This window comes from Ginsengibacter sp., from assembly GCF_057362405.1.
The window spans coordinates 1-15,204 of the sequence record NZ_JBMQQG010000266.1; the positions used below are offsets into that span (position 1 = coordinate 1).

Sequence of the window (15,204 nt, forward strand, 5' to 3'; positions counted from 1 at the left end):
AGTCCGGCGTATGGAATACGTTTTTAATTGATGGAAAGCCCGACAGAGTTGAAAATTATGTTAAGGGAGAACCCGAGGGAGAAAATATTTCTTACTACGGCAATGGCAAAATGAAGTCGCGGCATTTTTTTAAGAAAGGTTCGCTGGATGGAAAGAGTGAAGATTTTGACGATGACGGTATTTTATATAGTGAAACAATTTTTGAAAGAGGACATTTACGAGATGTAAAGTTTTACGACAAAAAGGGAACACTCATCAGCAATAACAATAGCCGCACCGGTGATGCCGCCGTTTCTTTTTATAATCCTGATGGAATAAAATTAAACCAGGGATACTATACCAAAGATGGTTTGGCAGAGGGAAAGTTCACTTATTACTTTAAGAATGGCCAGGTATCTGCCGAATGTTTTTATAAAAATGATTTGCTCGAAGGGAAGAAAACCTGGTACTATTCCAACAATAAAATAAGCGAAGAAGGAAGTTACAAAGATGGCAAGGCAAACGGTTATTTTATCAATTACTATATCAATGGCCAGGTATCAGATGAAGGATGGTATATTGATGATCAACGCCAGGGAACATTTATTAGTTACGACCTGCTGGGAAATATTACCAGCAAAATCTATTACCTGAATGACAATATTTATGGCATATCAGAATATTACCGGCCGGGTGGCAAACCCGACAACGATGAGTATTATGATAATGGCTGGTTCAATAAGATTGTAGAGTTTGACAGCACTGGCAAAAAAATGATTACTTCTGAACTGAACAAAGGAGAAGGTAAAGTGTATTTTAATCACATGAACGGGACCAGTTTTTTTGAAAGCAATTATAAATTCTACAAATTAAACGGCCCTTATACTGTTACCAATGGAGATGGCAGCAAAGCCAGTATTACTTATTATAAAAATGCCAAAGCAGATAGCGTTTACACTGCCTGGTACCCCACTGGCAAAATTCGCGTGCAGGGAAAGTATAACAATGGTGAAAGAACAGGTGTATGGAAATATTATTCCATTAATGGTAAACCATACGAAACAGAACATTACGCAAATGACAAGCTTAATGGTCACGATACTTTATACAATGAATTCGGTAACATAGACAAAATTTATAATTTCAAAAATGGGTTGAGCGATGGTGAAACCAGGTATTTCGGGGAAAACGGCGAGGTTATGTTGGTTTTTTATTATAAAGATGATAACATAAAGGGATATAGCTATGAGGATAAAAATGGGAAATTATTACCAATGATCCCGATTGTAAAAGGATCAGGTACGGTTGATAGTTATTATAAGAATGGAGTAAAAAGTGCACACATCGAATTTAAAGAAGGAGCAATTGACGGTGAACGAATCTTATATTATACAACTGGCAAAGAAGAAGTGCATGAAAGCCGGATTGATGGTCTTGAAAACGGAATTAAAAAGACTTATTATCCTGATGGTAAAATAATGAAAGAAGAAAATTATTATTATGGCCAGCCACATGGCTCTTTCAAATACTATAATGGAGATGGCAGTTTAATTTATGATATTAATTATTACCTGGGAAGCCTGCATGGCGAATGTAGATATTATACTTCAGGCAAGTTGAACCAAACTTACATCTACTATTATGGAGAGTTGGAGGTAAGAAAATAAAAAAACTATGAAAAAATTTAGAATACCAATTTGTCTCATACTTTTTCAATGCTTAACTACGAATAGCAAAGCCCAGTCTGTAGAACAGATGCAACAGCTTTTCCCGGATAAGATGGCTGTGTTTTCCAACATCAATCGCTCGGTAGATATTTCTTTTAAAAAAGGAGTGCCTTATGCTGAAGCTAATGAAGTATCGGAGATGATGGTATTAAATGACAATGCCAATGGTATTTACAACAAGGAGAAAGTGTATCACAGTGATTTTAATGAATTGGAAAAAGTGGAAGCCTATACATTAGTGCCCGATGGCGGCAATACCAGAAAAATAAAAGTCACGGATTTTAAAACTCAATCATCGTCTGACCAGGATATATTTTACGATGATCAAAAAGTAACTTCTTTCGATTATCCGCAAATGATGAAAGGTAGTGTTGCACATGTTGAAACAGAACACTACAATAAAGACATTCGTTTTTTATCGAGCTTTTATTTTAGCAATTACCTGCCAGTGCACAATGCGACGTATAGCATTACTTTTCCGGAAGATATGGATGTACGCTACATCATAAAAAACGACGACAATAAAATTGTGAAAGTAACTTCAAGTTCAAGAGGGCGAAAGAAAAAATTTGAATTTACAGCAACTGACGTTAAGAACTATGAATATTATAGTGATGGCACTTCTATTCCTTATTATGCAATCCATGTAATTGTTTACGTGGCAAGTTATAAGTATGATGGTGAAACAGTTCCTGTGTTCAATTCATTAAGTGAATTGTATAAATGGAACGATGGCTTTTTAATGAATGTCAATTCAACGCCTGATGAAAATTTGAAAAAAATAACCGACAGTATATGCCTTAATAAAAAAACAGACCGGGAAAAAGCACAAGCTATTTATATGTGGGTTCAAAACAATATTAAATATGTAGCTTTTGAAGACGGCCTGGGTGGCTTTGTTCCAAGGCAGGCAGCAGATGTTTGTACTAAAAGATATGGTGATTGTAAAGACATGGCAAGCATCCTTACTGCTATGTTACAGATAAGCGGATTAAATGCCTGCTTCACCTGGATTGGAACCCGGTCTATACCGTACACATATACTGAAGTGCCTTTACCTCTTACGGATAATCACATGATAAGTGCAGTCAAGATCGACAAGTCATGGATATTTTTAGATGCTACCGACCCTAATTGTGTTTTTGGAATGCCAACCAGCGCTATACAGGATAAGGAAGCACTGATCAGTATCAGCCCCGAAAAATATGAGTTGATAAAAGTTCCCGTGATGCCTGCCGGCAGCAGTGTTATTACTGATAGCACCTTCTTAACCATCAACGATAATGTTTTAACTGGTAAATGTTCGGTTGATTATTCCGGGTATTTTGGTAATGATGTTTGCAACCGCCTCTTGTATAATAAAGGCGATGATGAAAGAGTTTACGCACGCAGTCGCATGGCAAAGGGGAGTAATAAATTTATTATGAAAGATTACCACATCGCAATGCCCGACCCGATGAAAAAGGAGGCTAACATTTCGTCTACCTTCGAAATACCCGACTATGCAAAAACAATTGCCGACGAAATTTATATCAACCTCAATCTTGAAAAACTAATCAGTAGCACCCCTATTGATACAGCGAAAAGAAAGATAGCAATTGAAAACGATTTTAATTATACCATTAACCAGGTGCACACTCTTTCAATACCGGATGGTTATGTTGCTGAATATGTTCCTAAAAACACTTCGGTATCCAACGACGTTTTTGACTTTTCAATTGTATACAAAAAAGGCCCTGGTAATATTTCTGCTACGCAGAAATTAATAATGAAAAAATTATATGTAGAACCTGGCGATTTTGCCACATGGAACAAAGCGATTTACAATATCTCCTCTGCTTACAAAGAGCAAGTGGTTTTAAAAAAGAAATAATTATGATTAAAAGAATTTTTGTATCGGCAGCTATCATATTGTTAAATACATTTTTTTGTAAATCACAGGTGGACGGATTATATACCGAAATACAGCCCTGGGCTGCATCCCCGGTTTTACACGTAATGCCCGCAATGTTTGCGGGCGAGAGTGCTGTTTATTTAATGGATAGCAGAACGTTTGACTATAAGCTGGAAGGAAAGAACCTGGTGCAATATAATTATGTGTACAACCTGGTGAAAGTGGCGGATGATAAGGGCATCGAAATGTTTAATAAAGTGTACCTGAGGGTAACGCAATTTTCACAACTTTACGACATCAAGGCGCGGGTAATAACCTCAACCGGAAAAGTAATTAATGTTCCGCAGGATAAAATAAAAGACGAGGAAGAAGAAGGTAAAACGTACAAATTGTTTGCGATGGAGGGGATCGATAAAGGATCAGAAGTTGAGTATAGCTATACGGTAAAAAGGAATCCTTCATTTTTTGGCAGCGAAATTTTTCAAACCGGTTCGGTTCCCTATTACAAGGCTCGCATACTAATCGTTACTCCAAAATATTTGAAATTTGGCGCGAAGGGTTATAATGGTTTTACGGTATTAAATGACAGTGTTATAAATGATGAAAGGATGATTGCCGGGTATTCTGAAAATATTAAAACGCTCGAAGAAGAAAAATACGGCTTGCGTGACCCTTACCTGCAAAGAGTAGATTTTAAATTGAGTTATAACCTGAGCTCCAACAGTGATGTTGAAGTATACACGTGGAAAGAACTTGCCCGTAAAGTTTATGCTAACGTTACCACTCTTACTGAAAAAGAAAAAAAAGCGGTTTCTAAATTTATAGATGGTGTTAATATTCCCACCGGCGCTGGTGAAGAAAAGACCATTATGCTGCTGGAGGATTATATGAAAACTCATATAAACATTGATGAGAAATTAGCAGGTGATGATGCCGACAATATTGAATCGATTGTTAAAACCAGCAACACTAACAATTTTGGTGCTGTTCGTTTATTTGTAGGCATACTCGAAAACAAGAATATAAATTACCAGGTTGTTTTTCCTTCTGTGCGTGACCAGTTGCCATTGGATGAAGAGTTGGCCGATTGGAACCGTATTGACGAAACACTGATTTATTTCCCGGGTACCGGCAAGTTAGTGCAGCCATCAGGATCAGTGTATCGCTATCCTTTCGTAGAGCCACTTTGGGCAGAAACAAGAGGTTTATTTTTAAAAGGCACCACTATCGGAAATCTCAAAACAGCTATTGGGAAATTTGATGATATACCTATTGAACCTTTCGATAGCAATGCGCATAACATGGAAGTACACGCTAAACTGGATGCAAGCGGCGATTCATTGATTATCGATAGTAAACAAATCTTAAGAGGATATGGAGCTGTTGGATACAGGCCAATCTGGGCATATCTTGCCAAAGACAAACAGGATGAGGCGGTGAAAAGCATCATTCAAAATGTAGCCAAGAGCGAGAATATTCAAAATATTAAAGTAGAAAATACTAATCTTACTGATTGCTGGGATAATAAACCACTTATCATAAGCGGCACTATTCATACATCAGAACTGTTGGAAAGAGCCGGTGACAAAATCTTATTTAAGCTGGGGGACCTTATTGGTTTGCAGGAACAGATGTACCAGGAGAAACCACGCCAGCTTCCCGCTGAATTACCTTATGCGCATGAATTAGAAAGAAAGCTCACATTTGATATACCACCAGGCTATACTATCAAAAACCCAAACGATATTAATATAGATGTGCAGTACAAGAAAGGTAATGTAGTAACTATGGGCTTTGTGAGTTCCTATAAAATAGTAAATAATGTATTGGAAGTATATATAATGGAAACCTACCGAGAACTAAAGTATCCTTTAAGTGAGTTTGAAACCTTTAAAAAGGTAATCAATGCATCAGCCGATTTTAACAAGATTGTATTGTTGCTTGAAAAGAAAAGCTAGGTTAGTAATAGCTGGAGTAGTAAAAACAAAGTGTAATTTTTCTGCAGGCTATTTTCTCCTGTGGCAAGAACTTATTGCGATAAAATACAAAACGCCTATATCTAACTGGCACCAGTAAGCGCAATTAGTTAGAAGCACAATATTCGACTAGAATCCTTTCTTCTTTTTTTGCCAGCGACAAAAGATGAATAATAAATTCTTATTATTTTCATTCAGAAGCACAACCCTGTTTAACTTTATCGTAGGTTCGCATCTTCTTTTTTCATCATGATTAAGAATTTTACTTCGTTCGTAAAAAACAGGCATGCATTTTCGGTGGGTTTCCTGTTCGCCACTTCCAGCCTGTTATTTGGCGTTTGGGTAGCTTCAATTCCGGGAATAAAAGCGAGGCTTGGTTTTAGTGACGGAAGCCTCGGTCTCTCGTTGTTGCTTTCTCCCCTGGGCGCTATTACAGGCATGATATTATCTGCAAGAGTATTTAGCAAAATATCGGTGGGAAGGTGGATGTTCATTGGCTATATTATTATTTGTTGCATTATGATATTGCAGATTAATTCTGTAAACCGTGTGATGTTCTGGGCATGCCTTTACTGTTTTGGTGGAATGAGTTTCTTAAACGGAGTGTCTGCCAATGCAACTGTAAACCTGATGGAAAAAAAATACAACAGGCTGTTTATGGCTACCTGCCATGGAATGTACAGTATGGGAGGAGCGGTAAGCTCGGGAATTGCTGCATTGTTATTTACTATTCATATCCCTTCGGCATGGCAGATTGTAATGGTTGCGTTTATTATTGTCATCGTTATTATTTCTAATAAAAAATATTTGCTGGCTAATATTGATATCATCCACAGCAGATCCGCTTTTAAATTACCATCATTAACCATATTAGGCATTTCATTTATTTGCATGGTAAGCTTTATGGCAGAAGGATGCGTCGCCGACTGGAGCGCCATTTATTTTAAAGAAGTAATGTTGGCGCCTAAAGCAATGATCAGCCTTGGTTATGCAGGCTTTTCTGTAGCCATGACTGTTGGCAGGCTTAATGGCGATATGTTAATTACCAAACTCGGCAGTAAAAACGTAGTTGTTGCGGGGGCATTGCTGGCAGCCGCAGGCTTTCTGGTTGTTGTAACAGCACCGGTTGTAATCGTTGCAATATTGGGTTATATAATGATCGGTTTCGGAAGTTGTTGTATTGTGCCTGTTTTGTTCAGGGCATCAGCTAATATTCCAGGCGTAAGTACTGTAGAAGGTTATGCTATGGTTACCACAGGCGGATTAATAGGTTTTCTAACCGGTCCTTCTGTTATTGGGTTTATATCAGAAAAGTCAAGTTTGTCAAAAGGATTGTCCCTGCTAATTCTCATGGGATTATTATCTGCATATACTGCGTGGCGCAATCCATTTATACTTAATAAGCAAACTGCGTCTAACCCGCCGTTACCTTATGACGAGCAAATTTATTGAGAATGGTTCACCACTATTAAAATAAAAGAGGTCGCCCCAAAAGTTTGAAGCGGCCCCTTACATTCTTTAATAACAAGTACTAAGGCTTATTTAAAGTTTGTTATTGCTTTCGTGTATGACGGTCAAATTGCAGCAATAAATCTGCTTTCCCATCTTTATTGATACGCCAGGTTTCCATCACAGCGGCTGTATCTTTAGTTCCATCAGTCTTAGTATTATATTCGGTCGCCCACACCAAAACCCAGTTTTCTTTTTTATCAGTACTATAAACTGGCATAACAGCATTGATCGAATCAGACACCGCGGAATATGCCGCACGGCCTCTCTTCCAGTTGGCCATCAGGCTGTCTACCCCGCGAATCACTTTGTTGTCACTTTGCAGAATCAGAGCAGTGTCGGCCACCCATTTTTGCATGTTATCCATCGTATTGTCCTGCCAATCTTTCCAGCTACCCTGAACAATCATAGCTGCGTAAGCAGGGTTTCCCATTTCAAATGATGAAGAATAGGTAACCGGCATAGTCAAGGCTGCAGGCGCTGAAGGAGTGCTTTCAGTACCTCCGGCATTTTCACTTTTTTCATTGCAGGAAATTGCAACGGCAGTGACCATAAAGATCAAGATCAATTTTTTCATGATAAAAATTTTTAATTAATAAATAAAAGAAAGAGGAAAGAAACAGTTATCGGGCAGGGACGGAATATTTTTGAATATACTTCAATAAATCAAAAGGGAAGAATAAATTTCAGCAGGAAGTTTGTAAGCCTACTGATTCTCAAAATTTGTGGCTGCTATTTTGCTGGGTTAAAATTAACCAGTTCATCGCATTATTTTCTTATCTATGCGTGCTCTTCAAATATTTATTCCGGATAATTTCACTCATCGGCCTGTCATAAACTTTACTTTCAACCCAGGAAATAATATCCAGATAAGCAAATGATCGGGTTTCAAAGCGATTTTTTTCAAGGTGTTTTATTTTTTCAAGGAATTGTTTTAGTTCGTTAATCAGTTCCTTTGGTCTTACTTTGGTTGAGTGCCTCAAAAAAGTAAATACCTCTTCCTCAACAACGGTAAGGTTTTTCATCCTTGCCATAAAGCGATAAACTGATTTAATTAAAGAGTCCAATATTTCATCATTACCCAATTCATAATGACAAAGAAGATGCATTAACCTTGAATAGCATTGCAAGTCAATTCGTAAACCGTTTTGGGTGTCGTGTATTATTTTATGGAGATAATCAATAGCCGTTGCATAGTCGCCTGAGCCAAAATATAATGTAGCTATTTTATAATTAAATACGAGAATCCTGTGGCTGTCAACAAACAAAGCATACTCATCTAATTTCTCAACAATTTCCGGAACAATAGTTAAACCCTCACTAAAATTACCCTGCATTAAATATTTATTAAGCCTGGCGCTGTTAATATAAATAAATGTGTGGGTGCGAAAATTATCATGCTGGTTGGCAATAGGCGTTTTTGCAAAAGCCTCAAATTGCGCCAACGTAATCTCAAATTTTGCAAAATTCCTAAGATCGAAATGAGCATTAAGAAGGTTATGCATACCCTTTATGTAATGGCCGGTTTCCACAGCAATCATCACCTCATTTTCGCCAAAAAGATCAATCCATTTCTGGCTATACCTGTAATACATTAAAAAGTCCTGGCGTATAAAAGCGTACCAGGTATAACTTTGGTATAAATACAGCTTCTCATAAAAACCGTGAATTGCATTGGGATCTTCCGGTAAAGAGCTACGGAAAAATTCACGAATTCCAGTTTCGTCTTGCTCGTTTCTCGCATGCCCGTTTTTTACATACCACCTGTAAAGCAACAAGGCCAGGTTAGACAACCTGGTAACTCTGTCTATATGCCCACTAATATCCAACGCCTCTTCAGCCAACATTTGCGTCTTTTCCAATGAACTCCTGGTAATATGAAGTGTTTCAATTTTTTTTTCCAAAGAAATTACCTGCACAAGAAAATTCATTTTCTGATTGGTCCTGGCAAGTTCTTTTGCTTTTTCAAGAATGTGTAGCGCCTGGATTTTAAGACCTTTGTTATATAGCAACCTGGCATTATCCAGGTGTTCACTCAATTTCAAATCAATATTATCATTTGTCTTTAACAGGCGCAAACTGGCCAACAACTGTTTATATAAGTGAGTCTTTAAATTAGATAACTGCGGCTTGGTAATATCACTAAGCGTCTTAAGAAGCTGCTTCTCATCATACTCCGAGAGTTTATCTAAGGCATCGAAGAGGCGTATTATTTTGAGGTCTTCTTTAGCTGAACTCCTTTTGATATACAGTTTAAAATGCCTTTTCTCAGATTTTTCGAGAGAGTGAACCAATTGGAATAATGTATCAGAAAAAAGGTTGGGCATCATTAAGAATTTATGCTGGAATGCAAGATAGTAAAGGGATTTTAAAATAGTCAATCTCTTCGGCGATGATAGAATCACCAATAAATTGATTGGTTTTATTTATGATCACAATGTAAGTTTGTTCGACAAAGGGCTTAAAAAATAAAATGGATCTCTATTGTGGCAGGTTTTCAATCCGTTTTTTCCCATTGTAAGCTGTGACATCAGCACAACACATACAATTAAAGATTCTCATATCAAGCAATCGTAAAGGCCGTCTTGTTTCTACAGGAGGGCCTGTTTTTTTGAGAGTGTGAAAATAGATATTATTCATTACTAATAAAAATTTTTTTAAAATTTATTTTTTTTACTGGCGCGTCTAAACAATAAAAGACCTGCTCCTTTTTACGGGCAAGTCTTTTATTGTTTTAATAGGGATTTAATGTCTTGTGGCCTGCATTATAATTTTGCCACTTCTATGTTTTCAGTAACACTCGTTTGTGAGCTGATTTTATACACCTGGGTTTTATGTGTTTTTGCTGAAGTAACTTCAACTCTAACACCAAATGCCGGGTCGCTTAATTGTGAAGCATCCACATCCAATTGATATTTCCTGGAGAGGTTTTCGCCTTTTATTTTTTCTGAATATAAAACATTATAGTTTGCGTCTTTAATGTTGATGTAATACTCATCTGAGGCGTCATTATTCAGGTTAAGTTCAAATACCGGCTGATTTTTGATTTTACCGATAAATTTTAATTCTGCGGGGGCATCAGTTTTTGTACCTGCGAATGTAGCGTTTGTGATCCCTAATGTACAAAGGGTAAATAAACCCACTGTAATCATTTTTGTTGCTTTGATTGTCTGTTTCATAAAGTGAAATTTTAGATTAAAAGATTAAATTAAATTCTCTTCATACAAACAATCGAAAGTGTAAAAGTAACACGAAGCAAACGTGACCGCAAATCAACTTACACAGGCAATTTTCATCTTAAAAGAATATGTAATCCCTTAAAACCCTTTACAACAAAGGGTTTTATAAAAAAATTACCCTGATGTCCAAAACGAAATGTTACCTAATTGTTAAGCCGGAGTAACAATGAAATGACGTAAAAAAGTAGGCTCAGATTTATTTAGCCAAGAGCGTTGCTTTGTTTTAGCTTACTCTTTTATTATGCAAAAGTTTGTCAACAGCGTCATTGAAAGAACCGGCACGAGTAACTTCTCCGGCATTTACAAAAAATATTTCATCAGCATTTTCAATAGTATTTAAACGATGTGCGATGATGATACGTGTAGTTGCTTCAGGTAATTTATTTAAGATTTCTTCCAGCAATTGTTCTGTTAATGTATCAATATTGGCAGTTGCTTCATCCAAAATTAGCACTTCGGGATTGCGTATAACGGCACGCATAAACGCAATTAATTGTTTTTGGCCCAAACTGATATTGTCCCCGCCCGATGATACTTTTGTTTGTAAACCATTTTCAAAAATGTTCAAGAGGCTTTGAAGCTTAGATTCTTTTATAACCTGTTCCATTTGTTCATCCGTATAATTTTTATACTGTTCATTACCATATAGAATGTTATCCCTTACTGTTCCGGTAAACAAAAAAGGCTCTTGCAGGATGAAGCCGATCTTTCGGGAACGTTCTTCAGGTTCATAAGACCGGATATCTTTCCCATCCAGCAAAACGGTTCCTTTCGTAGTATCATACAATCTGGCAATCAGGGAAGCAGTTGTTGTTTTTCCGCCACCCGTGGGTCCAACGAAGGCATAAGTTTTGCCTCTTTCGAGTTTCAATGAAACATTATGCAAAATCTCTTTACTTTCATCATACCTAAAATGCACGTTTCTGAATTCTATTAAAGCATCTGAGGGCTGCTCTGTTCTAATATTATCAATCGTCACTAAATCTGAGTTGAGCGATAGAATCTTTGCAATCCTGTCCCAGCCCGCCATTGCCACCTGGAAGCTTGTCCATAAAGATGCCAGTTGTCTTAAGGGATTATAAAAGTAAGTTGCATACGCCAGGTAGCTTACCAGCAATCCAATGGAAAAATTTCCGGTTGAAATAAGAAAGATTCCATAAGCTAAAACCGTTAATTGTGCAAAGCCTGAGAACATACTATATACAGGTAAAAAAATATTATTCGCCAATCCTGCGCCAATAGCCGTTGTGTAATTTTGATGATTGGCCTCATTAAATCTCATTCTGAAATAATCACGACGGTTGAAGGCAATGATCACTTTAAAATTGTTGAGGCTTTCCTGGATTTCGGCACTCATTCCTCCGATGCTTTTTAGATTCCGGGCATTTTTTTTCTTTACCCATGGAGATACTATCCTTGTAAATAATAAAATAAGCAGGGCAGGAACCAGTGCCGCTGCGCCAAGTTTAAAATTAATGAGCAGCAAAAAAATTCCTGCGCCCGTCATTGTTGCGATGCTTCCAATAAATTGCATTAACGACTGTGAAAAAAAAGAGTTGATCTTATCGGTATCATTATTAATTCTTGAGATAAGATCGCCTGCTTTATTTGCATTAAAAAAAGCCACCGGAAGAGATTGCAGCTTGCTGAAAATGGTATTGCGTAAAGTGAACAACATGCGCTGGCTAATACTTCCCATAAGTTTTGTTTGAAAAAAACTAGTAAACAGGCCCATCAGGTACATCGTAAGCAAAATGCCTGAAACCACCAGCACACCATGATAATCTTTGCGCTGCACATATTTATCAATCGTGTATCCTACCAATAACGGACCCAGTAAATTAAGGGTGGAATTCAACAAGATAATGCAGGTGGCAACAAGTAAATTCCTCTTTTCATGCGATATCAATTGCAGCAGGCTCTTGAGCGCAGCATACGTGGATTTCTTCTCCTTCTTATCAATAAGTGCATTAAGATTGTAATTCATAGTTGCTCGTGCTTTTTTGTGAATTAATCATTTGCACATATTCAGGGCTCGTATGAATCAATTCTTCATGCTTACCGGAAGCAATTAATTCTCCCTGCATCAATAAAATTATCTGGTCGTAATGTTCAATGGAACTAATCTTTTGCGTAACAGAAATTAAGGTTAATGAAGGGTAATTATTTTGGATGTTCTCCAATATTTTTTTCTCAGTATTATTATCAACACGTGCAGTAAAATCGTCGAGCAATAATATTTTAGGATCCAATGCCAATGCCCGCGCCAGCATGATGCGTTGTTTCTGCCCGCCTGAAAGGCTCGATCCCCGTTCTGAAACAATCGTATTTAATTTACCAGGAAGCCCGTCAATAAACTGCCTGAGCTCGGCAGTTTCAATTGCTTTTGCTAATGATTCATCCGTTGCCGTATCGCTGAAAGCAATGTTTTCACGAATGCTCATATTAAAAAGGATGCTATCCTGGAAAACAAACCCTACCTGTTTATGAAACGCTTCACTATTATATTTTTCTATGGATTCACCATCAAAACTTATTGAGCCCGATAAAGGTTTTATTAACCCGGTCAACAGATATAATAGTTGCGTTTTTCCCGCAGCAGTGGGACCAATAACTGCCATTTTTGAACCTGCATCAACCTTAAATGAAATATCTTTTAAAACAGGAACTTGTCCGTACAAAACATTTATATTTTTCAATTCAACATCGCCTTTGAATTCTTTGTTAATCGTTCCCATTTCCGGTTGTTCAGGTGTTTCAATAATATGGCTGATGCGCTGGTAAGAAGCTGTGGCCTGTGCAATTACATTACTCATAAAACCAATAATCAAAATTGGGAAAATAAGCATTGATAAATAACTATTGAAGGCTGCAAAATTTCCCAGCGTCATACTCTCGTTGATAACAAAATGACCGCCCAGCGCAAGTATCGTTAAGGCCGCCATGTTAGAAGTAAATGTTATCACAGGAATGAGGCCGACAAACAAATAAAGAATTTTCAATCCAAAATCTCTTGCTTTGGTATTGGCTTCTAAAAATTTATTGTATTCCGGAATTTGGGCATTCACTACGCGTATAATCGCGGCGCCCAAAATACTTTCATTAATTACTTTATTCAGCCAGTCTATCACCGCCCTGCTTTGTATAAACAAGGCACGTACTTTTTTCAACACAACAAAAAATGTAATTCCTATAATGGGGATAATTGCAATAACGCACAAGGCAAGTTTCCAGTTAATGGTTATTAATAAAATACTTGCGCCGATGATGATGAATAAAGAAGAAACAATTGATACGATGGCCTGCGAAATAAACATTTTTATTGAGTCAACATCGGCAGTAAGATTGGTTAATAATTTGGAAGGATTCGCCTGTTCAATAAAAGCGGCACTTTGTTTGGATATTGTGTCCGAAAGCCTGGTTCTTAAATCCCTGGCTACTTTTTCGGAAGCGTATACTTGCAGAATACTTTGCAGGTAGGTAAAAATAAATATACTAATAATTGCTAAAGAAAATTTTTCCAAAACAGGATTTATAGAAAAAATACCGCTGGTAAAATCATCTATCGTTTTAGAGATAATTTTCGGAATTAGTAAGTTTATTCCATTACTGAGAAGCGTAAACGCAATTAGCAATACGACAATCCCCTTGTAGGGTTTGAGCAGGTTAAGAATTCCGGGCTTTTTATTCATTTGGTAAATGAAGGATTATATTCAAATTAGGGCAAATTATTGTATTGCCGGATTAAACCATTGTACAGGAAATGGCAAAATTAATCCAGGATTAGAATAAACAATAATTGCATTTCAATTGATAACATTTCAAGATAATAAATCCAAAAGATGATAGTAAATCTTTTTGATTAAATAAAACTATTCCCGCCTTCGCCCATTACTATTTATCGATCGCAAAACGGAGTAATAGTCAATATTGAATTTTAGTTTCAAATTAACTTCGTGGCTTTCTTAATTTTGGATGATTAGTAATCTTTAGCTGTTTTTGTGTAAAGTTTCACACGAATCTAATAGCGGCTCTTTCTTATGAAATATTAATTAGCCTATTTTCGCTCTTTTTATAGGTGCCCTTCACTGATAGGTGTTGAAGTTGAACGGCAATGTCCAATGAACCCAAAACCTCGAATGAAATCCTTTTTTATTTTATTAACTTTTTTGTTGGGGTCATTATCACTTTCTGCGCAGACATCAAACCAACGGCCCAAGATCGGCCTCACATTAAGTGGTGGCGGCGCAAAAGGGCTGGCACATATCGGTATACTCAAAGCCATCGATTCTGCCGGGTTAAAAATTGATTATATAACCGGAACCAGCATGGGAGCTATTATTGGCTCTTTGTATGCAATAGGATACTCTGGAAAACAAATTGAAAAAATAAGCCGCAACCTGGATTGGGATCTTTTATTAAGCAACCAGCTTTCCCTTCGTTCCCTCTCTATGGAAGAAAAGGATGAGTACGGAAGATATACGGTGGAGTTACCATATGTCAATAATAAACTTCAATTACCACGTGGCTTCCTGGACGGGCAGGAATTATGGTTTAAATTTTCAGAGTTATTTTATCCTGTTCATAACGTGAAGAATTTTAAAAAATTTTCAATTCCTTTTGAATGCATTGCGTCCAATATTTCTTCCGGCGAAGCTGTGGTACTTGATTCCGGCGACATTATTACAGCTGTTCGGGCCAGTATGGCTATACCCTCCGTTTTTGCTTCAGTGAATTATAATGGAGACCAGTTAGTAGATGGTGGCGTCACCAGGAATTTCCCGGTATCAGACGTAAAAAAAATGGGCGCCGATTACATTATAGGAAGCAGCGTTACTACAGGATTGTTTCCGCAGGAAAAATTGAAATCGCCTGTTGAC

10 protein-coding genes are annotated in these 15,204 nt (G+C 37.2%); 5 read left to right on the forward strand and 5 right to left on the reverse strand.

The window, feature by feature from the left end; all coding sequences use genetic code 11:
* From ACO1O5_RS22080 to ACO1O5_RS22095, 4 genes are all read left to right on the forward strand, one after another.
* Positions 1–1,646: toxin-antitoxin system YwqK family antitoxin (locus tag ACO1O5_RS22080; protein ID WP_486274160.1), on the forward strand; the 1,646-nt coding region annotated here is incomplete at its 5' end.
* A 7-nt stretch (positions 1,647–1,653) separates the two neighbouring features.
* Positions 1,654–3,579 carry a DUF3857 domain-containing protein gene (locus tag ACO1O5_RS22085; RefSeq protein ID WP_486274161.1) on the forward strand — a complete coding sequence of 642 codons (1,926 nt, stop codon included), beginning with the start codon at positions 1,654–1,656 and terminating at the stop codon, positions 3,577–3,579.
* Positions 3,580–3,581: 2 nt separating this feature from the next.
* Positions 3,582–5,558, forward strand: a complete 1,977-nt coding sequence (locus tag ACO1O5_RS22090; RefSeq protein ID WP_486274163.1) for a DUF3857 domain-containing protein — start codon at positions 3,582–3,584, stop codon at positions 5,556–5,558.
* A 267-nt stretch (positions 5,559–5,825) separates the two neighbouring features.
* Positions 5,826–7,028 carry an MFS transporter gene (locus tag ACO1O5_RS22095; RefSeq protein ID WP_486274165.1) on the forward strand — a complete coding sequence of 401 codons (1,203 nt, stop codon included), beginning with the start codon at positions 5,826–5,828 and terminating at the stop codon, positions 7,026–7,028.
* A 100-nt stretch (positions 7,029–7,128) separates the two neighbouring features.
* Here ACO1O5_RS22095 and ACO1O5_RS22100 read toward each other — a convergent pair whose 3' ends face one another.
* From ACO1O5_RS22100 to ACO1O5_RS22120, 5 genes are all read right to left on the reverse strand, one after another.
* Entirely contained in the window at positions 7,129–7,662 is a 534-nt protein-coding gene (locus tag ACO1O5_RS22100; protein WP_486274166.1) for a hypothetical protein, read from the reverse strand.
* Positions 7,663–7,861: 199 nt separating this feature from the next.
* Positions 7,862–9,412 carry a hypothetical protein gene (locus tag ACO1O5_RS22105; RefSeq protein WP_486274168.1) on the reverse strand — a complete coding sequence of 517 codons (1,551 nt, stop codon included), beginning with the start codon at positions 9,410–9,412 and terminating at the stop codon, positions 7,862–7,864.
* Positions 9,413–9,850: 438 nt separating this feature from the next.
* A complete protein-coding gene (locus ACO1O5_RS22110; RefSeq protein WP_486274171.1) occupies positions 9,851–10,264 on the reverse strand; it encodes a hypothetical protein in 414 nt (137 codons plus the stop codon).
* A 283-nt stretch (positions 10,265–10,547) separates the two neighbouring features.
* Positions 10,548–12,311 carry an ABC transporter ATP-binding protein gene (locus tag ACO1O5_RS22115; protein ID WP_486274173.1) on the reverse strand — a complete coding sequence of 588 codons (1,764 nt, stop codon included), beginning with the start codon at positions 12,309–12,311 and terminating at the stop codon, positions 10,548–10,550.
* Positions 12,295–14,016 (reverse strand): ABC transporter ATP-binding protein, encoded by a 1,722-nt coding sequence (locus ACO1O5_RS22120; protein ID WP_486274175.1) that lies wholly within the window; start codon positions 14,014–14,016, stop codon positions 12,295–12,297. Before ACO1O5_RS22120 ends, ACO1O5_RS22115 begins: the two co-directional genes overlap by 17 nt.
* Before the next feature lie 447 nt (positions 14,017–14,463).
* Between ACO1O5_RS22120 and ACO1O5_RS22125 the strand changes: the two genes are divergently transcribed.
* On the forward strand, positions 14,464–15,204 hold a 741-nt coding region (locus tag ACO1O5_RS22125), incomplete at its 3' end, for a patatin-like phospholipase family protein (RefSeq protein WP_486274176.1).